Source organism: Rhodanobacter sp. Root480 (assembly GCF_001426645.1).
GTDB lineage: Bacteria > Pseudomonadota > Gammaproteobacteria > Xanthomonadales > Rhodanobacteraceae > Rhodanobacter > Rhodanobacter ginsenosidimutans.
In genome coordinates, this window is record NZ_LMEX01000002.1 from 693,239 (window position 1) to 719,040 (window position 25,802).

At 67.8% G+C, this 25,802-nt stretch carries 26 protein-coding genes and 1 riboswitch; of the genes, 15 read left to right on the forward strand and 11 right to left on the reverse strand.

Annotated features, from left to right (window positions below; genetic code table 11):
* Positions 1-36: 36 nt before the first annotated feature.
* On the reverse strand, positions 37-912 hold the full coding sequence (locus ASD22_RS10145) for a methylglyoxal synthase (RefSeq protein WP_056084134.1): 876 nt from the start codon (positions 910-912) through the stop codon (positions 37-39).
* Between the two features lie 165 nt (positions 913-1,077).
* Here ASD22_RS10145 and ASD22_RS10150 point away from each other — a divergent pair, with 165 nt between their 5' ends.
* Positions 1,078-2,292, forward strand: coding sequence for a peptidoglycan DD-metalloendopeptidase family protein (locus ASD22_RS10150; RefSeq protein WP_056082609.1), 1,215 nt, complete (start codon positions 1,078-1,080; stop codon positions 2,290-2,292).
* Between the two features lie 77 nt (positions 2,293-2,369).
* Positions 2,370-3,734 carry a S41 family peptidase gene (locus ASD22_RS10155; protein WP_056082611.1) on the forward strand — a complete coding sequence of 455 codons (1,365 nt, stop codon included), beginning with the start codon at positions 2,370-2,372 and terminating at the stop codon, positions 3,732-3,734.
* Positions 3,735-3,737: 3 nt separating this feature from the next.
* Here ASD22_RS10155 and tatC read toward each other — a convergent pair whose 3' ends face one another.
* The 4 genes from tatC to ASD22_RS10175 all read right to left on the reverse strand — a co-directional run bounded on the left by tatC (position 3,738) and on the right by ASD22_RS10175 (position 5,933).
* Positions 3,738-4,499, reverse strand: coding sequence for a twin-arginine translocase subunit TatC (gene tatC, locus ASD22_RS10160; RefSeq protein WP_056082614.1), 762 nt, complete (start codon positions 4,497-4,499; stop codon positions 3,738-3,740).
* The gene (tatB, locus tag ASD22_RS10165) at positions 4,496-4,930 is read right to left on the reverse strand and encodes a Sec-independent protein translocase protein TatB (protein ID WP_056082616.1); all 435 of its coding nucleotides are present in this window, start codon (positions 4,928-4,930) and stop codon (positions 4,496-4,498) included. The genes tatC and tatB overlap by 4 nt, the downstream gene beginning before the upstream one ends.
* A 30-nt stretch (positions 4,931-4,960) precedes the next feature.
* Entirely contained in the window at positions 4,961-5,182 is a 222-nt protein-coding gene (gene tatA, locus ASD22_RS10170) for a twin-arginine translocase TatA/TatE family subunit (protein ID WP_056082619.1), read from the reverse strand.
* 61 nt (positions 5,183-5,243) lie between these two features.
* Positions 5,244-5,933: a lipid-binding SYLF domain-containing protein gene (locus ASD22_RS10175; protein ID WP_056082623.1), complete on the reverse strand. Its 690-nt coding sequence runs from the start codon at positions 5,931-5,933 to the stop codon at positions 5,244-5,246.
* A 118-nt stretch (positions 5,934-6,051) separates the two neighbouring features.
* Here ASD22_RS10175 and hemH point away from each other — a divergent pair, with 118 nt between their 5' ends.
* From hemH to ASD22_RS10190, 3 genes are all read left to right on the forward strand, one after another.
* Positions 6,052-7,119 carry a ferrochelatase gene (gene hemH, locus ASD22_RS10180; RefSeq protein WP_056084136.1) on the forward strand — a complete coding sequence of 356 codons (1,068 nt, stop codon included), beginning with the start codon at positions 6,052-6,054 and terminating at the stop codon, positions 7,117-7,119.
* A complete protein-coding gene (locus ASD22_RS10185; RefSeq protein ID WP_056082626.1) occupies positions 7,116-7,970 on the forward strand; it encodes an alpha/beta fold hydrolase in 855 nt (284 codons plus the stop codon). The genes hemH and ASD22_RS10185 overlap by 4 nt, the downstream gene beginning before the upstream one ends.
* Positions 7,971-8,082: 112 nt before the next feature.
* The gene (locus ASD22_RS10190; RefSeq protein ID WP_056084138.1) at positions 8,083-9,387 is read left to right on the forward strand and encodes an NAD(P)/FAD-dependent oxidoreductase; all 1,305 of its coding nucleotides are present in this window, start codon (positions 8,083-8,085) and stop codon (positions 9,385-9,387) included.
* Positions 9,388-9,471: 84 nt separating this feature from the next.
* Here ASD22_RS10190 and rpoH read toward each other — a convergent pair whose 3' ends face one another.
* Complete coding sequence (rpoH, locus tag ASD22_RS10195) at positions 9,472-10,332, reverse strand: RNA polymerase sigma factor RpoH (RefSeq protein ID WP_056082628.1); 861 nt, start codon at positions 10,330-10,332, stop codon at positions 9,472-9,474.
* A gap of 258 nt (positions 10,333-10,590) precedes the next feature.
* Positions 10,591-10,691: riboswitch (TPP riboswitch) on the forward strand.
* A gap of 72 nt (positions 10,692-10,763) precedes the next feature.
* On the opposite strand from rpoH, the gene thiC reads away from it, so the two are divergent.
* The 8 genes from thiC (at position 10,764) to ASD22_RS10235 (ending at position 17,659) form a co-directional block, all read left to right on the forward strand.
* Positions 10,764-12,596: a phosphomethylpyrimidine synthase ThiC gene (gene thiC, locus ASD22_RS10200; protein ID WP_056082632.1), complete on the forward strand. Its 1,833-nt coding sequence runs from the start codon at positions 10,764-10,766 to the stop codon at positions 12,594-12,596.
* A 5-nt stretch (positions 12,597-12,601) separates the two neighbouring features.
* Positions 12,602-13,591: a glycine oxidase ThiO gene (gene thiO / locus ASD22_RS10205; RefSeq protein WP_056084139.1), complete on the forward strand. Its 990-nt coding sequence runs from the start codon at positions 12,602-12,604 to the stop codon at positions 13,589-13,591.
* On the forward strand, positions 13,576-13,773 hold the full coding sequence (gene thiS, locus ASD22_RS10210) for a sulfur carrier protein ThiS (RefSeq protein ID WP_056082634.1): 198 nt from the start codon (positions 13,576-13,578) through the stop codon (positions 13,771-13,773). Before thiO ends, thiS begins: the two co-directional genes overlap by 16 nt.
* A 3-nt stretch (positions 13,774-13,776) precedes the next feature.
* The gene (locus ASD22_RS10215) at positions 13,777-14,547 is read left to right on the forward strand and encodes a thiazole synthase (RefSeq protein ID WP_056082638.1); all 771 of its coding nucleotides are present in this window, start codon (positions 13,777-13,779) and stop codon (positions 14,545-14,547) included.
* A complete protein-coding gene (locus ASD22_RS10220) occupies positions 14,544-15,152 on the forward strand; it encodes a thiamine phosphate synthase (protein ID WP_082520263.1) in 609 nt (202 codons plus the stop codon). The genes ASD22_RS10215 and ASD22_RS10220 overlap by 4 nt, the downstream gene beginning before the upstream one ends.
* A complete protein-coding gene (locus tag ASD22_RS10225; protein WP_056082640.1) occupies positions 15,149-16,135 on the forward strand; it encodes a HesA/MoeB/ThiF family protein in 987 nt (328 codons plus the stop codon). Before ASD22_RS10220 ends, ASD22_RS10225 begins: the two co-directional genes overlap by 4 nt.
* Positions 16,132-16,878 carry a bifunctional hydroxymethylpyrimidine kinase/phosphomethylpyrimidine kinase gene (gene thiD, locus ASD22_RS10230; RefSeq protein WP_056082644.1) on the forward strand — a complete coding sequence of 249 codons (747 nt, stop codon included), beginning with the start codon at positions 16,132-16,134 and terminating at the stop codon, positions 16,876-16,878. The genes ASD22_RS10225 and thiD overlap by 4 nt, the downstream gene beginning before the upstream one ends.
* Positions 16,879-16,984: 106 nt before the next feature.
* On the forward strand, positions 16,985-17,659 hold the full coding sequence (locus ASD22_RS10235) for a Fe2+-dependent dioxygenase (protein WP_056082647.1): 675 nt from the start codon (positions 16,985-16,987) through the stop codon (positions 17,657-17,659).
* Positions 17,660-17,684: 25 nt separating this feature from the next.
* Here ASD22_RS10235 and ung read toward each other — a convergent pair whose 3' ends face one another.
* The 5 genes from ung to ASD22_RS10260 all read right to left on the reverse strand — a co-directional run bounded on the left by ung (position 17,685) and on the right by ASD22_RS10260 (position 22,822).
* Positions 17,685-18,383 carry a uracil-DNA glycosylase gene (gene ung, locus ASD22_RS10240; protein ID WP_056082650.1) on the reverse strand — a complete coding sequence of 233 codons (699 nt, stop codon included), beginning with the start codon at positions 18,381-18,383 and terminating at the stop codon, positions 17,685-17,687.
* Positions 18,376-19,242 carry a response regulator gene (locus ASD22_RS10245; protein WP_056082653.1) on the reverse strand — a complete coding sequence of 289 codons (867 nt, stop codon included), beginning with the start codon at positions 19,240-19,242 and terminating at the stop codon, positions 18,376-18,378. The genes ung and ASD22_RS10245 overlap by 8 nt, the downstream gene beginning before the upstream one ends.
* An 86-nt stretch (positions 19,243-19,328) precedes the next feature.
* Complete coding sequence (ftsX, locus tag ASD22_RS10250) at positions 19,329-20,303, reverse strand: permease-like cell division protein FtsX (RefSeq protein WP_056082656.1); 975 nt, start codon at positions 20,301-20,303, stop codon at positions 19,329-19,331.
* A complete protein-coding gene (ftsE, locus tag ASD22_RS10255) occupies positions 20,300-20,977 on the reverse strand; it encodes a cell division ATP-binding protein FtsE (RefSeq protein WP_056082659.1) in 678 nt (225 codons plus the stop codon). Before ftsE ends, ftsX begins: the two co-directional genes overlap by 4 nt.
* A 114-nt stretch (positions 20,978-21,091) precedes the next feature.
* A complete protein-coding gene (locus ASD22_RS10260; protein ID WP_056084144.1) occupies positions 21,092-22,822 on the reverse strand; it encodes a DEAD/DEAH box helicase in 1,731 nt (576 codons plus the stop codon).
* A 450-nt stretch (positions 22,823-23,272) separates the two neighbouring features.
* Between ASD22_RS10260 and trxA the strand changes: the two genes are divergently transcribed.
* Positions 23,273-23,599, forward strand: a complete 327-nt coding sequence (gene trxA / locus ASD22_RS10265; protein WP_007081605.1) for a thioredoxin TrxA — start codon at positions 23,273-23,275, stop codon at positions 23,597-23,599.
* Between the two features lie 165 nt (positions 23,600-23,764).
* The gene (rho, locus tag ASD22_RS10270; protein WP_056084146.1) at positions 23,765-25,627 is read left to right on the forward strand and encodes a transcription termination factor Rho; all 1,863 of its coding nucleotides are present in this window, start codon (positions 23,765-23,767) and stop codon (positions 25,625-25,627) included.
* The last annotated feature ends 175 nt before the right edge of the window (positions 25,628-25,802 follow it).

Consider the following 25,802-nt stretch of genomic DNA (forward strand, 5'->3'; position numbering starts at 1 on the left):
CGTATCGTTCGTGCCGGGTTTTGGTGAAACGGCCGTCTAGACGGCTGCTTTGCGCAGCGCCACTGCTTCGGCCCAGCGCGCGGCCACCTTTGGCGAGGTCATGCAGACGGTGGCGTCGGTCACCGTGGTCACCGCACGCTCCAGCAACTGGATATCAGCCTCGTGCTGGCGCGCCACGTGCGGGTCCTCGAAGAAGATCGCGCGCTGGCAGCGGCGTTCCAGCACCAGGTCGGCGATCTGCGCGTCACCACCCATCGGGCCGCTCTGGTAGCGCTGTACCCACAGCTCGTCCTGCGGCCAGCCGCGGCTCCAGGCCAGTTCGTTGAGCCGCTGGCCGGTGGTGCCGGTGGCCACGCGGGCGGCGAAGCGTGACAGCAGGTCGAAGTGTTCGGCGGCGAAGGCCAGCATCTGCGGCTTCATCGCATCATGGGCGATCAGCGCAAGCGTATGCGTCTCCAGCGCATGCAGGTCGCTGGCGCCGGGGTCCGGCGCGAAACCGGCGTGGATGCGCTCGATCTCCACCCAGTCGCGCGCCGACGCCACCGTCGAAATGAACGGCTTCTGGTGGATCACGCACTGGCGCTTCAACGCGATCGCCTCGGGGAAGATCGAGGACGGGTCGACCGGATCGATCAGGTAGATCGCACCATCCAGCGCGCGCTCCGATTCCTGTAGGCCGACGACCTCCGCCACCAGCTTCATCAAGCCGCCATCGCGGCCGTAGGGATAGCGGCGCAACGCCGGATAGTTGTTGAGCCAGCCGGCGCGGACGATGGCGTCGCAGGTTCGGCCCACCGCATGCAGGCCCAGTTCCAGCTCGCGGATACCCGGCTCGCAGGCACGCAGCCAGCGAAACAACGCCGCATCGTCGTGACCGTGGTGGCGTTGGTTGGCAGCCAGGCCCATGCGCATAGTGCTCTCCTTGAACATGCATCGATTGAGTTGTGTCGATCCATCGGCCAGCGTCGGGCGCCGCGCCATGAACATCTCGACAGACAGGAAGCTTAACCAACCTGCGTGACAATCGGCACGCCATGGCCGCTCGCTCCCACCGGCCGGCTCGGTGATAATCATGCGATGCCCAGTCCCGCCCGTTTCCTTCGCCTGCCCGCCTGCCTGGTAATCGCCGCGGTGCTGTTCGGCGCAGCCCCCGCGCTCGTCGCCAGCCCGCAGAGCAGCACGGAGCAGGCCGCCGCCCGCAAGAAGCTGGCCGACGTGCACAACAAGATGCAGGCCCTGGCCAAGCAGCAATCGGAGACCGCCGCGCGGCGCGAGCAGCTCAATGCGGAACTCGCCAAGCAGGCCACGGCGCTGGCCGTCGCCGCCCGCGCCCTGCGCCAGACCGAGGCCGAGCAGGCGGCCAAGCAGCAACAGCTCGACGACCTGCAGCAACAACGCAGCGCGCTGCAGGAAAAACTGTCGGGGCAACGCGCCGCCATCGCCGCGCTGCTGCGCGCCACCTACACCCTGGGCCGGGGCTCCGACCTGCGCCTGCTGCTGGGCGACGAGGATGTGGGCCGGATCTCGCGGGCGCTGGTCTACTCGACCTATTTCCAGCGTGACCGGGTCGAGCGCGTGCGCCTGCTGATGACCGACCTGGCCCGCCTGCAGGAGGTCGAAACCACCATCACCGCCGAGCAGCAGGCCTTGCAGGCGGTACGCGAAAAGCGCGAGGAACAGGCGCAAGCACTGAAAAAGCAGCGCGCCGCGCAGCAAAAACTCGCCCGCGAGGCCGATGCCACCTACCAGGACCAGGCACAGCGGCTGGCTGCGCTGAAAGAGAACGCGCAGGCCTTGAACGCATTGGTCGACAAGCTGCAGAAAGCCATCGACGAAGCGGCCCGCAAGGCCCGCCAGGCGGCGGCGCGCGAGGCGGCGAAACAGAAACGGGCCGGCCACAAGGCGCCGCCGGTGGAAGTGGGCAATGCCGGCGCCAATATCCGCGGCAACCTGCCGTGGCCGGCGGCCGGCGACGTGCGCAGCTACGGCAACGGCGTATTGATTCGCGCCAGCGGCGGCAGCGAGATTCACGCCGTGGCGCGTGGCCGGGTGATCTACGCGGGCTTTCTGCGCGGTTACGGCATGCTGTTGATCCTCAACCACGGTGACGGCTGGATGAGCATGTACGGCAACAACGAAACCCTGCTGCACGGCGTGGGCGACGCGATCGAAGCGGGCCAGGCCATCGGCACCGCCAGCGCACCCACCGGCGTCAACACCGGCGTGTATTTCGAGCTGCGGCACAACAGCCAACCGGTCGATCCGCGCAGTTGGCTGAGCAAGCACCGTTGACGCCGAAGGCGTGGCGCCGCAGGCTGGCCCGAACCGCGTCCCCGGCGACGCACCCCGTTTTCCTGGAGTCTTGCGTCATGCGTGTTTTCCTTCGCGGATCCCTCGCCGGCCTGGCCGGCCTGCTGCTCGCCGCACCGCTGCTGGCGCAGACAGCGGCACCGGCGGCCGCCCGCAGCGCCGCCGCCCCGATCGACCTGCCGGCCACCGCCAGCTCCGCCTCCGGGCCGAATGAGGATGCGATCGACCTGGACGACGTGCGGCGCTTCAGCCGCGTGTACGAGGTGGTGCGCCAGGCCTACGTGGAGAAGGTCGACAACAAGACGCTGATGAATGCGGCGATCAGCGGCATGCTCAGCCAGCTCGATCCGCACAGCGCCTACCTCGACAAGGAAGGCCTGCAACAGCTCAGCGAGGACACCACCGGCCAGTACAGCGGGCTCGGCATCGAGGTGCTGCAGACCGACGGCGGCCTGCACATCGTCACCCCGATCGACGACACGCCCGCCGCGCGCGCCGGCATCCAGCCGGGCGACGACATCGTGAAGATCAACGGCACCACCATCGACCCGCAGAATGTCGATGAGATGTTCAAGCAGCTGCGTGGCGACCCCGGCAGCAAGATCAGCCTGACCATCGTGCACGCCAACAGCGACAAGCCGATCGACCTGGACCTGGTGCGCGAGAACATCTCCATCGCCAGCGTCAAGACGCGCCAGCTGGAGCCGGGTTATGCCTATATCCGGCTGACCCAGTTCCAGAGCGACACCGCCGCCGACCTGGAAAAGAAGCTACCCGAACTGCTGCAGAAAACCGGCCCGCTGAAGGGCGCGGTGCTGGACCTGCGCAACAACCCCGGCGGCCTGCTGACCGCCGCCGTCTCGGTCAGCGACGACCTGCTCGATTCGGGCGTGATCGTCACCACCCGCGGCCGCCTGCCCGACGCCAACCTGCGCTTCGCCGCGCACCCGGGCGACCTGCTCGACGGCGCGCCATTGGTGGTGCTGGTCAACAACGGCACCGCCTCGGCCGCGGAGATCGTTTCCGGCGCATTGAAGGACAACCACCGCGCGCTGATCATCGGCCAGCGCACCTTCGGCAAGGGCGTGGTGCAAACCGTGCTGCCGCTGGACGCCGACCACGCGGTGAAGATCACCACCGCGCGCTACTACACGCCCAACGGCACCTCGATCCAGGCCAAGGGCATCACGCCCGACATCGTGCTGGCCGACCTGGCGGTGCGCAAAGCCGATCGCGCCACCGGCCCGGTGAACTTCGAATCCGACCTGCCTCACCACCTGGCCAACGAAAAAGCGGTGACCTCCCATGGCGACAGCGCCGACGAGGAGGCCAAGCTGGCCACGCAGGATTTCGCGCTGTCGCAGGCGCTGAACGTGCTCAAGGGCATGTCGCTCAACCGTGCGGCGGTCAAGTCGGCGCGGTGAAATTCACGCGTCGGGCGACGCCGCCTCGCGCGGCTTCACCAGCCAACCCACCGCCAGCACGCCCAGCTCGTACAGCAGGCACATCGGGATCGCCAGCATGATCATCGAGGTGATGTCCGGCGGCGTGATGAAGGCGGAGATGGCGAACGCGCCGACCACCGCATAGCGACGGCCGCTGCGCAACTGCTTCACGTCGACCACGCCGACGGCGGCAAGGATCACCACCCCCACCGGCACCTCGAAGCACAGCCCGAACGCGAAGAACATCAGCATCACGAAATCGAGGTAATGGGAGATGTCGGTCATCATCTCCACGCCTTGCGGCGTCACCGCCGTGAGAAAGCGGAACGCGGCCGGCAGCACCAGGAAATAGGCAAAGGCGCAGCCCAGATAGAACAGCCCCATCGCCGCCACCAACAGCGGCCGCGCCAGGCGCTTCTCGTGCTTGTACAGGCCCGGGCTGACGAACGCCCACAGCTGGTACAGGATCATCGGCATGCCGATGAACAGCGCCGCGTAAAAAGCCAGTTTCAGCGGCGTCACGAACGGGCTGGCGACTTCGGTGGCGATCAGGTGCGCCCCCTCCGGCAACCGGGCCACCAGCGGCGCGGCCAGCTCGGTGTAGAGGCGGTTCGCGAAGGGGATCAGCACCAGCAGGATCACCACCACCGCCGCCACCGCCTTGAGCAGGCGCGAGCGCAGTTCGATCAGGTGCGAAAACAGGCCTTGCTGCAGGTCGTCGACGGGATCGTCAGGCGTGGTCATGCGGAGTGATCCCTGTTCGGTTCGGCCGGCGCCGGCGCGCTCAGCGGCAGTTCCGCCTGCACCTGGCTGGACGGATCATCGCCTGCTTCCGTGCCCGTTTCCGCGCCATCCCCGGTCGCCGGGGCCTTGGGGCGCACCATTGCGGCCGCTTCGTCCAGCGCGCCGGCCAGCGGCTCGCGAACCTTTTGCACGCCGTCATTCAACTGGCTCTGCAGCGCTTCGGCGCGCGCCGCGGCCTCGCGCGCGGTGCGCTTGATCTCCTCGATCTCGAACTCCCGCTCCACTTCGGCGCGCACGTTGTCCCAGCCGCTGCGTACCCGCCGCAGCAAGGCACCGGCGGTGCGCGCCACGCCGGGCAGCTTCTCCGGGCCGAGCACGATCAATGCAACCAGCGCCAGCAGCACCAGCTTGCCGAAGCTGATCTCGATCATCGCGATGTATCCCGCCGCGCCCGCGCGCGGTTACTTCGATTCGGTGGAATCAGGTTGCTTCTGCTCGGCAGGTTTCGCGACCGGCGGGTCGGCCTGCAGGCGCTGCTCGTCCTTGGGCTTGTCGTCACCCTCCAGGCCCTTCTTGAAGTCGCGCATGGCGCCGCCCAGGTCCGAGCCGATGTTGCGCAGCTTCTTGGTGCCGAAGATCAGCACAACGACGATCAGCAGGATGATGAGATGGGTGATGCTCATGGTTTGACCTCAAAACGGCGACGGACAGCGATGTGCCGGAGCGCGCCGCAGCGCCGACGGCTCATCGCTGAGTGTACTCTTCCAGCCGGTCGCGGAAATCGACCACCGGCGCGGGGATATTGCTCACGCCACCTTCGAAAATGCGCCGCGGCGTGATGCCGGGGCCGTAGATGGCAGCATTCGCATCATAATCGATGCGCAGCGCCGAACCATCCAGTGCCACGCCGGCAAACAGCCCGCGAGTGCGCGAGTAGGAATAGATTTCCGCCTTCAGCTGGCCATCGGTGGCGGCGCTGGCGGTGCGGCCGACGGGGCCGGCGGCGGCCGACGCATCGGCGCCCAGGGTGAACTTGCCGTTGACGATGGAATCGACGCCGCGCTGGGTGCGAAACACCAGGATCACGTCGGTCGACGACACGCCCGCCTGGAAGCCCACGCTGCCGCCGGTCATGGTGATGAAGCTGGGGTTGGACCAGGTGCCGTCGCGGGTCTTCACCGAGATCAGCCCTTCGCCGCGGCGGCCGCCGAAGATGAAACCGGCCTTGATCATGTCCGGAATCACCGCGATCGCCTTGGCTTCGCGCAGCAGATCGCTGGGGATCGCCTTGTCCGGCGCCTGCATGATTTCGCCCAGGACGCGCACGGCATTGTTGGCACGGACCAACGGCGGATCTTCGGCGTGCACGGCCATGGCGGGCAGCAGCAGGGCAGCGCCGATCACAAGCAGACGATGCAGCGGGATCTTGAACATTGGCTCAGCTCCACGTGGGGTTGGGATGCGGGGCGACGATAGGCGTGCTCACGGCCCGGATGGGCGCTTGTGGCAGACTGCGCGATTGATCGTCTTCGACGCCATCGCCCTCGTCACGATGCCACCCAATTACTATACCGGCCCCACCGGCCATTCCCACACAGCCGACGTTCAGTCCGTTCAGACAGCCGTTTTGCTGGTCAACCTGGGCACGCCGACCGCACCCACCGCACAGGCGGTGCGGCCCTATCTGGCGCAGTTTCTCGGCGACACGCGGGTGATCGATTACCCGCGCTGGCTGTGGTGGCTGATTCTGCACGGGGTCATCCTGCGCATCCGGCCGGCGCGTTCGGCGCATGCCTACGCGCGGATCTGGACCGAGCGCGGCTCGCCGCTGCGCTTCGAAAGCGAGGCGCTGGCGGCGGCACTGCAGGCCAAGCTGGAGCGTGAGCAGCCCGGCACGCTGCGCGTGGCACTGGCGATGCGCTACGGCGAGCCCGCCGTGGCCGATACCATCGCCCAGTTGCATCGCGAAGGTGTACGCCGGCTGCTGGTATTGCCGCTCTATCCGCAATATTCGGCCACGTCCACCGGCTCGGTGATCGATGCCGTGGCCGACGCGATGAAGGCGATGCGCTGGCCGCCCGAGCTGCGCCTGATCAACGATTACCACGACGACGACGCTCACATTGAGGCGCTGGCGCAACGCATCGAGCGCTGGTGGGCCGAGAACGGTCGCGGCGACAAGCTGCTGCTGTCCTTCCACGGCATCCCGGAGCGCTACGTACGGCTGGGCGATCCTTACGCCGACCAGTGCCAGACGACGGCGCGGCTACTGCGCCAGCGGCTGCAACTGGGCGAAGGCGAACTGCTGGTGAGCTTCCAGTCGCGCGTGGGCCGAGAGCGCTGGCTGCATCCCTACACCGACGCCACCGTGCGCCAACTGGCAGCCGACGGCGTGAAGCGCCTCGACGTGGCCTGCCCCGGTTTCGCGGTGGATTGCCTGGAGACACTGGAGGAAATCGCGATGCAGAACCGCGATTTCTTCCTCGCCGCCGGCGGCCAATCGCTGCGCTACATCCCCGCCCTGAACGACAGCCCCGAGCAGATCGACAGCCTGGCCGCGTTGTTGCAGCGCCATCTCCGCGGCTGGCCGGCATCCCGCACCGGCGACGGCGCGGTGTGATCGAACCACGCGAACGGCGCATCGCGCTGCCGCACCTGACCCTGGCCGCGCAGGTCTGGGGCGACGACACGCTGCCGCCGCTGCTTGCCCTGCATGGCTGGCTCGACAACGCGGGCAGTTATGCACGGCTGGCGCCCCTGCTGGCCACGCGGTTCCAGCTGATCGCGCTGGATCTGCCCGGGCACGGGCACGCCGACCATGTGGCGGCGGGCGCGCAGTATCACTATGCGGATTACGTGCGCACCGTGCTGGCCGCCGCCGATGCGCTGGCGCTGGATCGCTACAGTCTGCTGGGGCATTCGCTGGGCGCCGGCATTGCCTCGCTGGTGGCGACAGCCGCGCCGTCGCGGATCGAACGGTTGTGGTTGATCGAAGGGCTGGGACCCCTTGGCGACGATGGCACGCGTACGCTGCAACGCTTTCGCGAGGCGCTGGCGCCGCAGGCCACACGCAAGCCGCTGCGGCTGTTCCGCAGTGTCGAACAGGCGGTCGACGCTCGCAGCATCGCCAGCGGTTTGCGCGGCGACCTGGCGCGACCGATCGTCACGCGCGGCCTCGTCGACGTCGACGGCGGCTGGCGTTGGCGCAGCGATCCGCGCCTGACCCAGCCCAGCGCCACGCGGTTGGCCGAATCGCAGGTGCGTGCCTTGCTGCAAGGCATTGCGTCGCCCACCGCGCTGCTGCTGGCGCGACCGTCGACATCCTACTTGCCGGCCGCCTTGATGCAGGCGCGCATCGACTGTGTCGAGGACATCGCCGTCAGCCATATGGATGGTGGCCACCATCTCCATCTGGAACATCCCGCCGCCGTGGCGACCTGGATCAAGGCCGCGGACGAACCCGCGCGTTAGCATCGATCACGATCGCCAGCGCACCTGAAGGTGTCGCGGCATTCGACCGCGCATCGACACCCGGGCTGCAAGGATGCAGCGACTGGCACCCGCCATCGCCGAAGGAGCCCCCATGCCAAACCGTCCGACCGATGATCCGGACACCCACGCGAACTGGCCGCATGTGCTGATCCTGGGCGGCGGTTTTGGCGGGCTCGCCGTGGCGCGGCGGCTGGCCGGCGCGCGGGTGCGGATGACGCTGGTGGACCGGCGCAACCATCACCTGTTCCAGCCGCTGCTGTACCAGGTGGCCACCGCCAGCCTGGCGGCGCCGGCCATTGCTGCGCCCTTGCGACAGATCCTGCGCCGCCAGCGGGACCTCACCGTGCTGCTCGACGACGTCATCGGCGTGGACACGTCGGCACGCGAGGTACGGCTGGCGCACGGCACCCTGCATTACGACATGCTGGTGGTGGCGACCGGATCGACGCATGCCTATTTCGGCCACGACGAATGGGCGCCCTTCGCACCGGCGCTGAAGACACTCGACGATGCCTTCCTGATCCGCCGCCGCGTGCTGCTGGCCTTCGAGCACGCCGAGCGCGAAAACGATCCGGCGCGGCGTCAGGCCTGGCTGAATTTCTTGGTCGTGGGCGGCGGCTCCACCGGCGTCGAACTGGCGGGCACGCTGGCCGAACTGGCGCGACGCACCCTGCCGCGCGATTTCCGTCGCAGCGATCCGCGCCGCGCCAGCGTGCGGTTGATCGAGGCCGGGCCGCGTCTGCTGCCCGCGTTCGATCCGCTGTTGTCGGAACGCGCCCGCCGCCAGCTGGAACGCCTGGGCGTGGCCGTGCATACCGGCACGGCGGTGACTCACATCGATGCGCAAGGCGTGAACCTGGGCGATCAACGACTGCCGGCGCGCACCGTGTTGTGGGCTGCTGGCGTGGCGGCCTCACCACTGGGTCGCATGCTGGGAGCGCCGCTGGATCGCGCCGGCCGGGTACAGGTTCGCCCCGACCTCAGCCTGCCGATGCATCCGGAGGTATTCGTCATCGGTGACCTGGCGGACGTGCAGCAACCAAACGGCAAACCAGTGCCGGGCGTGGCGCCGGCGGCCAAGCAGATGGGTGAATACGTGGGCGCGGCTATCCGCGCGCGACTCGACGGGAAGGACAGCCCCACGCCGTTCCGCTATCGCGACGCCGGTTCGCTGGCCACCATAGGTCGCATGGCGGCGGTGGCCCAGTTTGGCCGTCTGAAACTGTCGGGCTTTCCCGCGTGGGCGGTGTGGCTGCTGGCGCACATCTATTTTCTGATCGGCTTCCGCAACCGGCTGGTGGTGATGCTGGACTGGGCGTGGGCGTACTGGACCCACGAACGCCACGCCCGCATCGTCAGCGGGCAGGACGAAACGGACGAAGCGGAAAATCGCTGATCGTTTCGGCCACCGATCCCTCCGCGTTGCCCGCCAACGCAAACGGCCCCTTGCGGGGCCGTCTGTCAGTGCGTTTCGAGCCGCTCAGGCTTCGGCGAACAGCCCGCGCATCTTCTTCATCGCGTTCGCCTCGACCTGGCGGATGCGCTCGGCGGACACGCCGTACTCGTCGGCCAGATCCTGCAGCGTGGCCTTGTTGTCGTCGTCCAGCCAGCGACGCTGGATGATGTCGCGCGAGCGGGCATCCAGTTGCACCAGCGCGTCGGACAAGGCCTGCAGACGGTTGTCGCTGGCATCGGCATCGGACACGTTTTCGTACGGATCGGCGCCGTCGTCGACCAGGAACGCGGCCGGGGCAGGCTTGGCGTCCTCATCGTCGCTCACCGGCTCGAAACCGATGTCACGGCCGGACAGGCGCGATTCCATCTCGCGCACCGTCGCCTCGGGCACGCCCAGATCATTCGCCACCGTGCGCACTTCGGCGGCATTCATCCAGCCCAGCCGCTTCTTGCTCTTGCGCAGGTTGAAGAACAGCTTGCGCTGCGCCTTGGTGGTGGCGACCTTCACGATGCGCCAGTTCTTGAGGATGAACTCGTGCATTTCGGCGCGAATCCAGTGCACCGCGAAGCTGACCAGGCGCACGCCCTGGTCGGGGTCGAAGCGCTTGACCGCCTTCATCAGGCCGATGTTGCCTTCCTGGATCAGGTCGGCCAGCTGCAGGCCGTAGCCGCTGTAGCCGCGGGCCACGTGCACCACGAAGCGCAGGTGCGACATCACCAGTTTCTTGGCCGCGTCGAGATTGGCGTCCTCGAGGTAGTCGCGCGAGAGCGACTGCTCCTCTTCGGAGCTCAGTACCGGGATGCGATGCACGGCGGAAATATAGGCATCCAGACTTCCGACCACGCTCGGCAGCGGGAAGTTGGCGGTTACCAAGGCTTGAGACATGGTTGGAACCTCCAGAATGGCAACAAAGTTTAGCACTCGGTGGGTTGGAGTGCTAAGTCCGGACATTGGTTCCGGGCCTTTAATGAACTAAATGGTACACATATTGGTGGGCACTGTCCATCACCCTTCTATTCGTCGCCAGTCTGGCCAGAGTTACGTTCAGAACGCGTCATGTCCAGGTGTCCGTTTCCTGCACCGACGCCGGCCAACGGAGGCCAGGCGCGCTTGACAGCACGCAACCGTGGCCACCATCCTGCCGGCCATTCCGAGGGGTGCCCCGCAAGGGGCTGAGATAGCGCGAGCTGACCCTTGAACCTGATCCGGGTAATACCGGCGTAGGAACGGGAATCATCACCATGGGCGGCCGGCTGCGGCGCGTCCGTGCGCCGTTGCAGCGTCGCGTCCCGGATCTCCATCGAAGGAGGAGATCCATGAACCATTCCGCTGCCGCACCACTCAGCGTCACCACCGGGCCGATCGGCGGTTCGCGCAAGGTCTACGTGTCGCCTCCCGCGCATCCTTCCTTGCGGGTGCCGGTGCGCGAGATCGCGTTGAACGATCCGCTCTCGCCCGCGCTGCACGTCTACGATCCGTCCGGCCCGTATACCGACGACGCGGCGCAGATCAACCTGGCCGCAGGCCTGCCACCGGTACGCGATGCGTGGATCGCGGCACGCGGATTTCCGGTCACCGAAGGGCGCACCACTTGTCCGGAGGACAACGGCGGCGTCGGCCCGGACCGGCTGGTGGCGCCTTGCCCCGCGCACCACACATTGCGCCGGGGCGAAGCCGGGCAACCGGTAACCCAGCTGGAATTTGCCCGCGCTGGCATCATCACCGAGGAAATGATCTACGCCGCCCAGCGCGAGAACCTGGGCCGCACGCAGATGCATGAAGACGCGCACGCCCGGCTGGCCGACGGCGAAGCGTTCGGCGCGGCCCTGCCCGCCTTCGTCACGCCCGAATTCGTACGCAGCGAGATCGCGCTGGGGCGCGCCATCATCCCGGCCAACATCAACCACGGCGAGCTGGAGCCGATGGTGATCGGGCGCAACTTCCTGGTGAAGGTCAACGCCAACATCGGCAACTCGGCGGTGTCCTCCGGCGTGGCCGAGGAGGTCGAGAAGCTGGTGTGGGCGATCCGCTGGGGCGCGGACACCATCATGGATCTCTCCACCGGCCGCAACATCCACAACATCCGCTCGTGGATCATCCGCAACGCGCCGGTGCCGATCGGCACCGTGCCGATCTACCAGGCGCTGGAAAAAGTCGGTGGCGATCCCGCGCGGCTGACGTGGGAAGTCTTTCGCGACACCCTGATCGAGCAGGCCGAGCAGGGCGTGGACTATTTCACCATCCATGCCGGCGTGCGCCTGCACCACGTGCCGCTGACCGCGCAGCGGGTCACTGGCATCGTGTCGCGTGGCGGTTCGATCATGGCGCGCTGGTGCCTCAGCCATCACCGCGAGAGTTTCCTGTACGAAAACTTCGCCGAAATCTGCGACATCATGCGCCGCTACGACGTGGCCTTTTCGCTGGGCGACGGCCTGCGCCCCGGCTCGATCGCCGACGCCAACGACGCGGCCCAGTTCGGCGAACTGGAAACGCTGGGCGAGCTGACCCAGATCGCCTGGGCGCACGGCTGCCAGGTGATGATCGAAGGGCCCGGCCACGTGCCGATGCACAAGATCAAGCTCAACATGGACAAGCAGCTGGAGCACTGCGCCGAGGCGCCGTTCTACACGCTGGGCCCGTTGACCACCGACATCGCGCCGGGCTACGACCACATCACCTCGGGCATCGGCGCGGCGATGATCGGCTGGTTCGGCACCGCCATGCTCTGTTACGTCACGCCGAAGGAACACCTCGGCCTGCCCGACCGCGACGACGTCAAGACCGGCGTCATCACCTACAAGATCGCCGCCCACGCCGCCGATCTCGCCAAAGGCCATCCCGCCGCCCAGCACCGCGACAACGCACTGTCGCGCGCGCGCTTCGAATTCCGCTGGGAGGACCAGTTCAATCTCTCACTCGATCCCGACACGGCGCGCGCCTACCACGACGCCACGCTGCCGAAGGAGGCGCACAAAGTGGCGCATTTCTGCTCGATGTGCGGGCCGAAATTCTGCTCGATGAAGATCACCCAGGACCTGCGCCGCGAGGTGCGCGAGATGGAAGCCTCCACGGTCCGCGCGGGCATGGATGCGAAGTCACGCGAGTTCGCCAAGCAGGGCGCCACGATCTACGTGCCAGCCGGGGAATGAGCGCCATGCGCGTCACCGTCATCGGCGCGGGCGTGGCCGGACTGGTCACGGCCATCGAACTGGCCAGCCGCGGCGCCCGGGTGGAGATCGTGGAACGCGGCGCCGCGCCGGGCGCGCAGGCCTGTACCTGGTTTGCCGGCGGCATGCTGGCGCCATGGTGCGAACAGGCCACCGCCGAACCGCAGGTGGCGGCGTTGGGCGCCGCTTCCATCGCGTGGTGGCAACGTCATTTCGCCGATACCGTGCAGCGCGGCACGCTGGTGGTCGCCGCCTCCCGCGATGCCGGCGAACTGGAGTTGTTCGGCCGCCGCACCGACCGGTTCGAAGCAACCGACGCCGCCCTCATCGGCGCACTGGAACCGGACCTGGCCGGACGGTTTCACCGAGGCCTGTTCTTTCCCGACGAGGCGCACCTGGACCCGCGCCGCGCGCTGCAGGCGTTGACGGCGCAACTGGCTGCGGTGGGCGTGACGATCCGCTACGGCGTGGACGCCGATGTCGAACGGGTGGTGGCCGATCGCGTGATCGATTGCCGTGGCATCGCTGCACGCGACACGCTGGAGCATCTGCGCGGCGTACGCGGCGAAATGATCATGCTGCGCGCACCGGACATCCATCTCACCCGCCCCGTGCGCCTGCTGCATCCGCGCTTCGGGGTGTATGTGATCCCCCGCGGCCAGGGCGTTTTCATGCTGGGCGGCACCTTGCTGGAAAGCAGCAGCCACGGCCCGGTCACCGTGCGTTCGGCGATGGATCTGCTCAACGCCGCCTACGCGCTGCACCCGGCGTTTGCCGAGGCGCAGATCCTGGAACTGGGCGTGGGCGTGCGCCCTGCCTTTCCCGACAACCTGCCGCGGGTGTCCCGTCGCGGCAACGTCATCCACGTCAACGGCCTCTATCGCCACGGCTTCCTGCTCTCGCCTGCGATGGCGCAGCAGGCCGCGCAGATGGCGCTGGCCAACATCCCGGAGGCAAGCGCATGCATCTCCTCGTGAACGGCGCCGCGCACGACCTGCGCGCAACCACCTTGTCGCAGGCACTGGACGCACTTGGTTACCGGCAGGCCATCGTGGCCACGGCGCTCAACGGCATTTTCGTACCCGCCGACCGACGAGAAACCACCACGCTGGCCGACGGCGATGCGCTGGAAATCCTCGCGCCGATGCAGGGAGGCTGAGCCATGCAGCTTTATGGCATCGAACTGGCATCGCGCCTGCTGCTGGGCAGCGCCCGCTATCCGTCGCCGGCGATGCTTGCCGATGCGGTGCGCGCCTCGGGCACCGAGGTGGTCACCGTGTCGCTGCGGCGCGAATCGGGCGGACAGCGCAGCGGGCAGGGTTTCTGGTCGCTGATCCGCGACCTGGGCGTGCACGTGCTGCCGAACACGGCCGGCTGCCATTCGGCGAAGGAGGCGGTGACCACCGCCAGGATGGCGCGCGACATCTTCCAGACGCCGTGGATCAAGCTGGAAGTGATCGGCGACGCCGACACGCTGCAGCCGGACGTGTTCGGCCTGGTCGAGGCAGCGGCCGAGTTGTGCGCCGATGGTTTCGAGGTGTTTCCGTACACCACCGAAGACCTGGTCGTGGCCGACCGGCTGCTGCAGGCCGGCTGTCGCGTGCTGATGCCGTGGGGCGCGCCGATCGGCAGCGGGCGCGGGCTGAACAACACTTTCGGCCTGCGCACCTTGCGCGCGCACTTTCCCGACGTGCCGCTGATCATCGACGCCGGCATCGGCCGGCCATCGCACGCGGTGGAGGCGATGGAGCTGGGTTTCGACGGCGTGCTGCTGAACACCGCGGTGGCGCTGGCGGGCGATCCGGTGGCGATGGCCGCGGCGTTCGCCCGCGCGATCGAAGCGGGCCGCGCGGGTTTCCAGGCGAAGCCGATGGCGCCGCGCGATCTTGCCGAACCCTCCACGCCGATCGTGGGCAAGGCGTGGCTGGCGTGATCACCCTGCCCCCGTTCTACCCCATCGTGGACAGCGCCGAATGGGTGGGCCGGCTGGCGCCGCTCGGCATCGAGCTGGTGCAGTTGCGGCTCAAGGCGCAGCCGCCGGAAGTGATCCGTCGCGAGGTGCACGCCGCACTGGCGGTATGTCGCTGGCAGGGGGTGCAACTGGTGGTCAACGACCATTGGCAGATCGCGCTGGACGAAGGCGCCGAGTTCATCCACCTCGGCCAGCAGGACTTGCTCGACGCGGATCTGAAGGCGATCCGCGGGCGCGGCATGCGGCTGGGCATCAGCACGCACGACCACGCCGAACTGGACCTCGCACTGGCGGTGTCACCCGACTACGTGGCGCTGGGGCCGATCTATGCCACCACGCGCAAGCAGATGCCATGGGCGCCGCAGGGCCTTTCGCGCATCGCCGAGTGGAAGCGGCTGATCGGCGATCGAGCGCTGGTGGCGATCGGCGGCATCACGCTGGAGCGCGCCGCCGGCTGTTTCGACGCGGGCGCCGACAGCATCGCCACCATCGGCGACGTGACCGGCCACGCCGACCCGCTGGCCCGCGCGGCGGCGTGGCTCACCGCGACGGCAGCACATCCATGAGCGACCGTTACGCGCGCCAGACCGTGCTGCCCCACGTCGGCGAAGCGGGCCAGGCGCGGCTGGCGGCAGCGCATGTGCTGGTGATCGGTGCGGGCGGCCTGGGCTCTCCCGTGCTGCAGTATCTGGCGGGCGCCGGCGTCGGGCGGATCACCGTCATCGATCATGACCACGTCGAGGAGAGCAACCTGCACCGGCAGCCGCTGTATGCGATGAGCGATATCGGTTCGTTCAAGGCACAGGCGGCGCGCGCCGCCCTGCTGCGCCTCAACCCGACCATCGCCGTGGAAGCGCTGGCGCAACGGCTGACCCCGGCCAACGCGGCAGCGCTGGTGGCCGGCGCCGATGTCGTCGTCGACGCGGCCGACAGCCTCGCCGTCACCTACACCGTGAGCGACGCCTGCCTGCAGCAACACACACCGCTGATCAGCGCATCGGCCGTGGGCCTGGCCGGTTATGTCGGTGGCTTTTGCGGCGGCGCGCCCAGCTATCGCGCCGTATTTCCCGACATGCCCACGCGCGCGGCCAGTTGCAGCAGCGCCGGCGTGCTGGGCAGCGTGGTCGGCATGATCGGCAGCCTGCAGGCGCAATGCGTGTTGCAACTGCTGCTGGACATCGCGCCGTCGCCGCTGGGTCGACTGCTGAGTTTCGACGCGGGCCGCCTGGCGTTCGGCGGCTTCGATTTTCACCAGGCGAGCGAACCCGAAGGCGACGCGTTGCGCTTCATCGACCCCAGCGATGTGGCGCCCGACGACCTGGTGATCGACCTGCGCAGCCTGGACGAAGCCCCGATATCGCCACTGGCAACGGCCCTGCGTTTCACCCTGGAACACATCGACGCTTTCATCGACGCCCATCCACCCGCCGACCGCCGCGTGGTGCTGTGCTGTCACAGCGGCGTGCGCGCATGGCGCGTCGGTCGGCGATTGCAGTCGCGCGGCTACGCCAATCTGGCCTTGGCGACGCTCGCCGGGATACCCGCATGACGCAGGTATTGTCCATCGCCGGCTCCGATTCCTGCGGCGGCGCCGGCTTGCAGGCGGACCTGAAAACGTTCGCGGCCTTCGGCGTCGACGGCGCCACCGTGGTGACCGCCGTCACCGCCCAGAACACCGCGGGCGTGCGCGCCATCCAGACCATGTCCGCGGTGATGGTGCAGGCGCAGATGGACGCGGTATTCGAGGAGCTGGCCATCGACGCCGTGAAGCTGGGCATGCTGGCCAACGCGGACATCGTGGCCACTGTCGCACAGCAACTCGAACGCCGGCGGCCACCGTTCGTGGTGCTCGATCCGGTGCTGCTCGCCACCTCGGGGGCGCAACTGCTGGAAGCCGCGGCGGTGGATCTGTTGCGCACGCGATTGTTGCCGCTGGCCGATTGCCTCACCCCCAATCTCGCCGAGGCCGCCGCGCTGCTGGATACGTCGCAAGCAACAGACGAGGCGGAGATGGCACGGCAAGGGCAGGCGCTGCTCTTGCTGGGGCCTCGATCGGTGTTGATGAAAGGCGGCCACGCCGCCCTGCCCGAAGCGGTCGATCTCCTCGTCACCGCGCACGGCACGCAGCGTTTTGCCGCACCGTGGGTGGTCACCACGCGGCTTCACGGAACCGGCTGCATGCTTGCGGCCGGCATAGCGGCCGGGCTGGCAAAAGCATGCCCGCTGCACGAGGCAATTGATCGTTCCCGACGCCACCTGCGCCAGGTGCTGATCCAGCGGGCGCGCGGCTGACCGCCTGACGTCTGCTGCACCGCGCGTTTCCCCGCCAATCGGTGCCCGATACAATGATTTGCGCATCGAACGCGCCCTTCCCTCCACTGCGTCCAGGCGGCATCCCGTGATCCTTTGCGTCCCCAACGTGTTGACGGCCGACGAACTCGGCGCCCTTCGCAGCGAATTGCGCGATGCGTCGTTCACCGACGGCGCGCGCACCGCGGGCTGGTCGGCGCGGGAGGTGAAGAAGAACCTGCAGGCCAGCGACGACAATCCGAATCAGGAGCGTTTGCGCGACATGGTGCGCAACGCCTTCATGCGTAATGGCATGCTGCAGACGGCGTTGCTGCCGTCGGCATCGACGCTGCCGCTGTTCAACCGCTACGACATCGGGATGCAGTACGGGCAGCATGTCGACGCGCCGGTGATGGGCGGCATGGGCAATGCGGTGCGCACCGACGTGGCGATCACGCTGTTCATTTCCGAGCCGACCAGTTACGACGGCGGCGAGCTGATGATCGATTCCGGCGGCATGGAGTACGCGTTCAAGCTCGACGCGGGTGCCGCCATCGCCTACCCCGCCAATTCGCTGCATCACGTGACCCCGGTGACGCGCGGCAGTCGCCATGCGGCGATCATCTGGGTGCAAAGCCTGGTGCGCGACCCGGCCCGGCGCGAATTGCTGTGGGATCTGGAAAACGCCAAGCGGCAACTCTTCGGCCGCGAAGGGAAGAGCGTCACCTTCGACACGGTCAGCCGATCCCACGCCAACCTGCTGCGCATGTGGGCGGACGTCTAGGACGCCGCGGAACCCACGGCGGTTTTCACATCGCGGCCCGCGGCGGCAGCGACCAGTCGATCGGCGCCTGACCGCGGCTTTCCAGATACTGGTTGGCCGCCGAGAAATGGCCACAACCCAGGAAGCCTCGATGGGCCGACAACGGCGAGGGGTGCACCGAGGTCAGCACGCAATGGCGGTTGCGGTCGATCAGGCTGCCCTTGCGCTGCGCATAGGCGCCCCATAGCAGGAACACCAGGCCTTCGCGCTCGTGGTTGAGCGCGGCGATGGCCGCGTCGGTGAAGCCTTCCCAGCCCTTGCCCTGGTGCGCGCCGGCACGGCCTTCTTCCACCGTCAGCACGCTGTTGAGCAGCAGCACGCCGCGATCGGCCCAGGGCGTGAGGCAGCCGTGATCGGGGCGCGCAATGCCCAGGTCGCGCTGGATTTCCTTGAAGATGTTGTCCAGCGAGGGCGGCACCCGCACGCCCACCGGCACGGAGAAGCACAAGCCATGCGCCTGCCCCGGGCCGTGGTACGGGTCCTGCCCCAATATCACCACGCGCACGGCATCGAACGGTGTGTGGTCGAAGGCCGAGAAAATCGCCGGGCCGGGCGGGTAGATGCGTTTGCCCGCCGCCTTCTCCGCCCGCAGGAACGCCGCCAGTGCCTGCATCTCGGGGCGTCGCAGATAGTCCTCCAGCCGCGCCTTCCACGAGGCTTCCAGCCGGATCGGGGCGTCACTCATCGCCGGCCGCTTCACGCAAGTGGCGCGCCACCCGCAGCTGGAACAGCAGCTTGGTCACCAGCAGTTTTTCCTCCACCGGTTTCTCCACCAGGTCGTTGGCGCCGGCCTTGATCAGCGCCGCCTGGTTGACCGGGTTCTCGTCGCCGGTCATCACCAGCACCGGCAGCCGGCCCTTGCCGTAACCGTATTCGGTACGGATGCGCTCGAGCAGGTCGCCGCCGGTCAGCTCGCCCTTCAGGCTGACGTCGGTCAGCACCACGTCCGCACCGATCCGCCCCTGCGCGCGGGCGGTTTCCAGCAGCACCAGCGCGTCTTCCACGCTGATCACGTGACGCACGGTGAGGCCGTATTTCTCGAGCATGCGACGGGTGGCCAGCGCCACCACGCGGCTGTCTTCCACGTACAGCACGGTGCCCTCGACGCTGCTTTCGGGCCGTACGTAGCCGCGGATGAACTCGGCCAGCGCCTGGAAACCCAGGGACTTGTCGAAGTAGTCGGTGACGTGTTCGCCCAGCTCGCGGCGGTGCAGGCGCGAATCCACGTCGCCGGAAACCACCACGATGGGTACATAGAATTGCGGCGCCGACTCGCGCACGAATTGCGCCAGCTCCAGCCCGTCCATGTCGGGCAGGCGCAGCGCGATGGTGATGAAGTCGAACACGCCCACGCCCAGCAGTTGCTGCGCCTCGTTGCCGCTGCCGCAGCCGACGATCTCGACGCCCGGCAATTCCGCCTCCAGTACCCGGGTGATCAACTGCCGCACCACTCGCGAGCCGTCAACCACCAGCACCCGCGGCGCGGTGGTCAGCAAGCGGTTGCTGATCGCCTGGGGTACTTCCTGGTTGTCCACTCCATTCATGACGATCCCGATTCACGTCGCGGCACGACCCTGTCTGCCACCATACTTTACCGACACCGGGCGGGGTGTCGGCGCAAGTCACAAGTTCAGGCGGCCTTGCGCAATTGCCACGCGCTGACCAGCCGCGCGCCCAGCCAGCCCAGTGCGGCGGCAGCCAGCGGCACGGCCAGCAGCAGCCAGGTGGGAAGGCCGGCCACTTGCAGCTTGCCGTCGTAGGTCTGGCTCAGCTGCGCCACCGGCGCGGCCAGGCCCAGCTCGATCACCACCGCCAGCGCGGCGGCGAAAATACCGCTGAACAAGCCGTACCAGATGCCGGCGTACAGATAAGGACGGCGCACGAACGCATCGCTGGCGCCCACCAGCAGCAGCACGCCGATTTCCTCGCTGCGGCTGGCGATGTCCACCCGCACCGTGTTGCCCACCACCAGCAGCGCCGCCGCGGCCAGCATCAACGCCAGCATCAGCACCACGCGGTTGCCCACGCCGAGCAGCGCCTCCAGCCGTTTGCGCCAGCTGTCGCTGTCCTGCACCAGCTCGACCCCGCGCATCGCGCGCACGTCGGCCACCAGCGTCTCGACGGCGGCGGCACTGACGTCGGTACGCGGCTGCAGCTGCACCACATAAGGCAACGGGTTGTCGTCCAGCAACTCCAGCGCGCCGGAGAAGCCCTGCATCTTCGCCAGCTCTTCCATCCCTTGCTGCGGGCTTTTCACGGCGACGGACGCCACCTCCGGCCGATTGCCCAGCTGCGTGGCCAGCAACTGCGTGGCCTGGCCACTCTGCCCGGTTTGCATGAAAACACTGATCGCCTGGCTCTGGCCCATGGCGTCGCCCAGCTTCTGCACGTTGCCCAGCAGCAGGTAGAACGCCAGCGGCAAGGCCAGCGCCAGGCCCATCACGGCAATGGTCAGCAGGCTGCCCAGCGGGCGCGTGGCCAACCGGCGCAGGCTGGCCGCGGCACTCCAGCCGTGGTGCTCCTGCCAGCTGGCGAATCGCTGTGGCCGCGGCGCCTGCGCTGACGGCCCGTTGTGCCCCGAGGGGGATTCCGGCGACGCGTTCACAGCACCTCCTGCGCGGCAAGGTCGGCCACCAGCCGGCCGTGATCGAGCACGATCACGCGTTTGCGCATGCGCTTGATCAAGGGCAGGTCGTGGCTGGCGATCAGCACGGTGGCACCCACCTGCTGGAATTCGGCGAACAGGCCCATGATCTCCACCGCCAGCTGCGGATCGAGATTGCCGGTGGGTTCGTCGGCGATCAGCAAGGTGGGCCGCGCCACGATGGCGCGGGCGATGCCCACGCGCTGCTGCTCGCCGGTGGACAAGGTGGCCGGCAACTGTCGCTCGTAGGCCAGCAGGCCCACTTTCTCCAGCGCGGCACGCACGCGGCGCGCGCGTTCAGCCCGCGCCACGCCACCGATCATCAGCGGCAGTTCGACGTTGGCGAATACCGTGCGCTCCATCAGCAGCCGGTGATCCTGGAACACCATGCCGATCCGGCGGCGCAACTTGGGAATGCCGCCCCGGCGCACCCGGGCCAGGTTCTGGCCATCCAGGGTGATCACGCCGTGCGAGGGGCGCTCGATCAGGCCCAGCAATTTCAGCAGCGTGCTCTTGCCGGCGCCGGAGTGGCCGGTGACGAAGGCCATCTCGCCGGTAGGCACCTCGAAGGACAACTGCGAGAGCGCCTCGTGGCCGCCTTCGTAGCGTTTGCTCACTTGCTCGAATTGGATCACCGGTTTCCTCGCACCTGCATGGCCTGCCAGCGACAAGGATAAGGGAAGCGCATGCGAAGTGGCGGCCTCCGACAGCGGCGGCGACCGATCCCGGCCGCCGCACGCGGGGGTCGATCAGCGGCCGGTCAGCAACCGCGTCAGGCGGCTGAGCAAACCGGGCTTTTTCGCCGGGGCGTTGTCGCGCGTCTTGCCCGCCGTCACCGCCACCTGCCGCGAGGGCCGATGGTAGGCAACCGCTTCGGCCGGCGCGGCGTTCGACTCGCGCGCGGGACGATCGGCACGCGGTGCGCGCTCGGCGCCCGCCTGGGCCACCGATGCGCCGCCGGCATCCGCGGCGACTCCGTCACGACGGCGGTTGCGGCCACCACGACGGCGGCGCGGCTTGCGCGGCGCGTCACCATTGGCGTCGGCACCTGCCTCGGTGGCGTGCACCGGCACCGGAATCGGCTGCGCGGCGGCCACCTCGGCGCTGGCATCGGCGGCGGGAGCCGGCCGCGGCTTGCGCGGCGGGCGCGGGCCGGAGCGATCCGCCCCGCGTTCACCACCGTGACCACTGCGACTGCCGGAGCGGCGCGGCTTCTCGCCCGGCCGCGGCGGCACCACGTCGCCGAACGCGGCGCTGTCGGCAGCAGCATTGGCGGCGAATTCGGCATCGATGGCACGCGGCTTGGGCATCACCAGCAACTCGGCATCCATGTGCGCCACCGGGATGCTCTGGCCGATGTACGCCTCGATATCCGGCAGGCTCATCGCATACAGGTCGCAGGCGAAACTGATCGCGTCGCCCTCGGCACCGAGGCGCGCGGTGCGGCCGATGCGATGCACGTAATCCTCGGCCTCGTGCGGCAGGTCGTAGTTGAAGACGTGGCTGACCGCCGGGATGTGCAGGCCGCGCGCGGCCACGTCGGTGGCCACCAGGATGTCGAGCTGACCGTCCTGGAAACGCTGCAGCAGCTTTTGCCGCTTCAGCTGCGGCACGTCGCCGGAGATCGCGCCCACGCGGCAGCCGTGGCGCTTCACCCGCTCGGTGACGCGCTCGGCGGCGGCCTTGGTGTTGACGAAGATGATGCTGCGGGTGGGCTGGTGCTTGTCGATCAGGTTCAGCAGCAGCGGCATCTTTTCTTCCTTGGCCGGGAAGTAGACCAGCTGGCGCACCTTGTCGGCGGTGACGTTGTCGCTTTCCACCACCAGCTTCTCGGCCTCATGCATGTGCTCGTAGGCCAGCTCCAGCACGCGGTGGCTCAGCGTGGCGGAGAACAGCAGCACCTGGCGCTGCTCACGCGGCGGCAGCTTGCGGAAGATGAAGCGCACGTCCTTGATGAAGCCGAGATCGAACATGCGATCGGCCTCGTCGATCACCATCACCTCGACGCTGTTGAGGTTGAAAACCCCCTGCTTGTGGTAATCGAGCATGCGGCCGGGCGTGGCGATGATGATGTCGCAGCCGTCTTTCAGCTGCTGGCGCTGCTTCTCGTAATCGACGCCGCCGTAGATCAGGGCGATCTTCAGGCCGGTGTGACGGCCGATGGCCTGGGCGTCCTTGTCGATCTGGATGGCCAGCTCGCGGGTAGGCGCGATGATCAGCGACCGCGGGTCGGCATCCTTGCGCTCGGCCACCGCTGGCGTGGTCAGCAGGCGGTTCATCAGCGCCACCAGGAAGGCGCAGGTCTTGCCGGTGCCGGTCTGTGCCTGGCCGGCGACGTCCTTGCCGGACAGCGCCAGCGGCAGGGTCATTTCCTGGATCGGCGTGCAGCGGGTGAAACCGCTGTCGTCCAGGCCCTGCTGCAGCAGCGGGTGAAGATCGAAGTTGGTGAAAAAGGTGTCGGTGAGTACGGTTTGGGACATATGCGGATGGTTGACCTGGCCAGACGGCGGCGTGAAGCGCTGCACCCGCTTGATGCCGGATGTCGGCGCAGGGCGGTGCAGGACGGGATGCGCGGGTGAAGCGAGCGACCCAGCGCCAGGCCCGACGGGCCGCGCCGCAACGGGCGGCACCGGAGGTTGTCGGCTCCCTGGCTGGCGGCCTTCGCAGGCCGCCCTTGAATCGTGCCCGGAGTTGCGCTGGAATGAAGAACCTGCCGCAAGGCAGACCATCTTCCGGCTCGACCCGCGCTTCATGGGCACCCGAGTGTAGCTGATGACGGCTCCCGGAGTCTTTACCGGCCCGGCCGCCGCCGGCGCGGCGCGCCTGCCGTGGCCGAGTTGCATCCGAACGTGTTGCATTCGAGCGCGGCCGCCCCATTTTTCAACCACGCGGTTTACTTATCGCGTTTTGCCCAGTCACGGAGATCCCCGGTGAGCGACCTGATTACCCATGTGAACGACGATGCCTTCCAGCAGCAGGTGCTGGAATCGGATGTACCCGTATTGCTTGATTTCTGGGCGGAATGGTGCGGCCCGTGCAAGGCCATCGCACCGATGCTCGAGGATCTGGCCAAGGATTACGAAGGCAAGCTGCGGGTGGTCAAGGTCAATATCGACCACAACCAGCAGACCCCCCGCACCTATGGCGTCCGCGGCATTCCCACCCTGATGGTGTTCAAGAACGGCAAGGTCGAGGCGACCCAGATCGGCGCCGTCAGCAAGGGGCAACTGGCCCAGATGATCGACAAGGCCATCTGAACCGCTCCACCTGAACCATCCAGTGATTCCCGCCGCGTGCTTTACGGCCGCACGCGGCGGATGCTAGATTCATCGCGTCCGTCGGGACAGTCCTGTCCCCCAGCGCCCTCCGCGCGACGCACATCCTCCCTCCTGTAATTCAACGGCGCCCCGCGAGGATTGCCCGTGTCCGATACCGAAAACCACACCCCGAACGACGCCGTTGGCGCCGACGCCAAACCTGTTGCCGAAGGCAAGCCCGAGCCGCGCCCGCGCGCGCCGCGCCGCACGGCGGCAGCCATAGCGGCGGCAAACGCCGAGAAAGCGGCCAAGTCATCCGCGGCGGAAAAACCGGCCGCCGAAACCGCCGACCGGCCGGCCCCCGCGCCAGCCCCGACGCCGTCCGCCCCCGTGCAGGGCAACCTGCCCGTAGCGCCGCCGGCCGCCGCCTCATCCAGCGAGGCGCCCGCTCCACGCGCGCCGCAGGAATCACGCGAAGCGGGCCCGGCCGGCAACGCCAACCCCCAGAACCAGGGCCAGGCGTCGAACCCGAACCAGGGACAGAACCCGTCGTCCAACCAGGGCCAGAATCAGGGCCAGGGGCAGAACAACGGCAACGGCGGTCGCGAGGGTCGCGAGGGTCGCGAAGGCCGTGGCCGGCGCCGCCGCAACGAGCGCAACCCGCAGCAGCAACCGCCGCGCGGACAGAACAACAACCCGCGCCACAACAACCCGAACGGCTTGCCGGTGGACGACGACAACGCCGATCCGGGCAGCAACGACCGCGTCATCAACCTCACCGAACTGAAGCGCAAGAACGCGCCGCAACTGCTGGAATTCGCCGAGTCGCTGGGCATCCACGAAGGCATCGCCCGCGCGCGCAAACAGGACGTGATCTTCAACGTGCTCAAGGCGCACGCACGCTCCGGCGGCGGCATCTGGGCCGAAGGCGTGCTGGAAATCCTGCAGGACGGCTTCGGCTTCATGCGCTCGGCCGACGAAAGCTACCTGGCCGGCCCCGACGACATCTACGTCTCGCCCAGCCAGATCCGCCGTTTCAACCTGCGCACCGGCGACTACATCACCGGCCGCGTGCGTCACCCGAAGGAAGGCGAGCGTTACTTCGCCATGCTGCGGGTGGAGACGATCAACGGCGATCCGCCGGAAGCATCGAAAAACAAGATGCTGTTCGAGAATCTCACCCCGCTGTTCCCGCGCAAGGCGTTCAAGCTGGAACGCGGCAACGGGTCCAGCGAGGACATCACCGGCCGCATCCTCGATTTGATCGCGCCGATCGGCAAGGGCCAGCGCGGCCTGATCGTCTCCCAGCCGAAATCCGGCAAGACGATGATGCTGCAGAACATCGCTCAGGCCATCCAGTACAACCACCCCGAAGCGCACCTGATCATCCTGCTGGTCGACGAGCGGCCTGAGGAAGTCACCGAAATCGCCCGCACCGTGCGCGCCGAGGTCATCAGCTCGACCTTCGACGAGCCGGCCGTGCGCCACGTGCAGGTCGCCGAGATGGTGATCGAGCGGGCCAAGCGCCTGGTCGAGCACAAGAAGGACGTGATCATCCTGCTGGATTCGATCACCCGCCTGGCGCGCGCCTACAACACCGTGATCCCCAGCTCCGGCAAGGTGCTCACCGGTGGCGTGGACGCGAACGCGCTGCAGCGCCCGAAGCGCTTCTTCGGCGCGGCCCGCAACGTCGAGGAAGGCGGCAGCCTGACCATCATCGCCACCGCGCTGACCGAAACCGGCAGCAAGATGGACGAGGTGATCTACGAGGAGTTCAAGGGCACCGGCAACATGGAAGTCCACCTGAGCCGGCGCATCTCCGAGAAGCGTGTCTACCCGGCCATCGACATCAACCGCTCCGGCACCCGCCGCGAAGACTTGCTGATCGACCCGGACATGCTCGCCAAGATCTGGATCCTGCGCAAACTGCTGCACCCGATGGACGAGCTGTCGGCGATGGAGTTCATGCTGGACAAGATGAAGAACACCAAGTCCAACGACGAGTTCTTCAACTCGATGAAGCGCTGAAGAGCCGGGAATAGGGATTCGGGAATAGGGACTCGCAAAAGCCTCGAAGCCGAGCTTCTGCCCCCTCTCCCCCAAGCGACGCTTGGGGGAGAGGGCTGGGGTGAGGGGCGCTCTCCGCAAGGGCCGGCTTGTCGCCGGCTTTTTTTGTGCCGTAAGCTCTGTGCTGGAACGCCGC

Bases quoted from the DNA above. Each gene is read 5' to 3' on its own strand.
- tatA (WP_056082619.1), bottom strand. From the start codon at position 5,182: ATGAGCATCACCCATCTCATCATCCTGCTGATCGTCGTTGTGCTGATC.
- ASD22_RS10145 (WP_056084134.1), bottom strand. From the start codon at position 912: ATGCGCATGGGCCTGGCTGCCAACCAACGCCACCACGGTCACGACGAT.
- ASD22_RS10155 (WP_056082611.1), top strand. From the start codon at position 2,370: ATGCGTGTTTTCCTTCGCGGATCCCTCGCCGGCCTGGCCGGCCTGCTG.
- rpoH (WP_056082628.1), bottom strand. From the start codon at position 10,332: ATGTCTCAAGCCTTGGTAACCGCCAACTTCCCGCTGCCGAGCGTGGTC.
- ung (WP_056082650.1), bottom strand. From the start codon at position 18,383: ATGAGTGACGCCCCGATCCGGCTGGAAGCCTCGTGGAAGGCGCGGCTG.
- ASD22_RS10225 (WP_056082640.1), top strand. From the start codon at position 15,149: ATGAGCGACCGTTACGCGCGCCAGACCGTGCTGCCCCACGTCGGCGAA.
- thiC (WP_056082632.1), top strand. From the start codon at position 10,764: ATGAACCATTCCGCTGCCGCACCACTCAGCGTCACCACCGGGCCGATC.
- ASD22_RS10150 (WP_056082609.1), top strand. From the start codon at position 1,078: ATGCCCAGTCCCGCCCGTTTCCTTCGCCTGCCCGCCTGCCTGGTAATC.
- thiD (WP_056082644.1), top strand. From the start codon at position 16,132: ATGACGCAGGTATTGTCCATCGCCGGCTCCGATTCCTGCGGCGGCGCC.
- ASD22_RS10215 (WP_056082638.1), top strand. From the start codon at position 13,777: ATGCAGCTTTATGGCATCGAACTGGCATCGCGCCTGCTGCTGGGCAGC.
- ASD22_RS10175 (WP_056082623.1), bottom strand. From the start codon at position 5,933: ATGTTCAAGATCCCGCTGCATCGTCTGCTTGTGATCGGCGCTGCCCTG.
- thiO (WP_056084139.1), top strand. From the start codon at position 12,602: ATGCGCGTCACCGTCATCGGCGCGGGCGTGGCCGGACTGGTCACGGCC.
- tatC (WP_056082614.1), bottom strand. From the start codon at position 4,499: ATGACCACGCCTGACGATCCCGTCGACGACCTGCAGCAAGGCCTGTTT.
- thiS (WP_056082634.1), top strand. From the start codon at position 13,576: ATGCATCTCCTCGTGAACGGCGCCGCGCACGACCTGCGCGCAACCACC.
- ASD22_RS10190 (WP_056084138.1), top strand. From the start codon at position 8,083: ATGCCAAACCGTCCGACCGATGATCCGGACACCCACGCGAACTGGCCG.
- ASD22_RS10245 (WP_056082653.1), bottom strand. From the start codon at position 19,242: ATGAATGGAGTGGACAACCAGGAAGTACCCCAGGCGATCAGCAACCGC.
- tatB (WP_056082616.1), bottom strand. From the start codon at position 4,930: ATGATCGAGATCAGCTTCGGCAAGCTGGTGCTGCTGGCGCTGGTTGCA.
- hemH (WP_056084136.1), top strand. From the start codon at position 6,052: ATGCCACCCAATTACTATACCGGCCCCACCGGCCATTCCCACACAGCC.
- ASD22_RS10260 (WP_056084144.1), bottom strand. From the start codon at position 22,822: ATGTCCCAAACCGTACTCACCGACACCTTTTTCACCAACTTCGATCTT.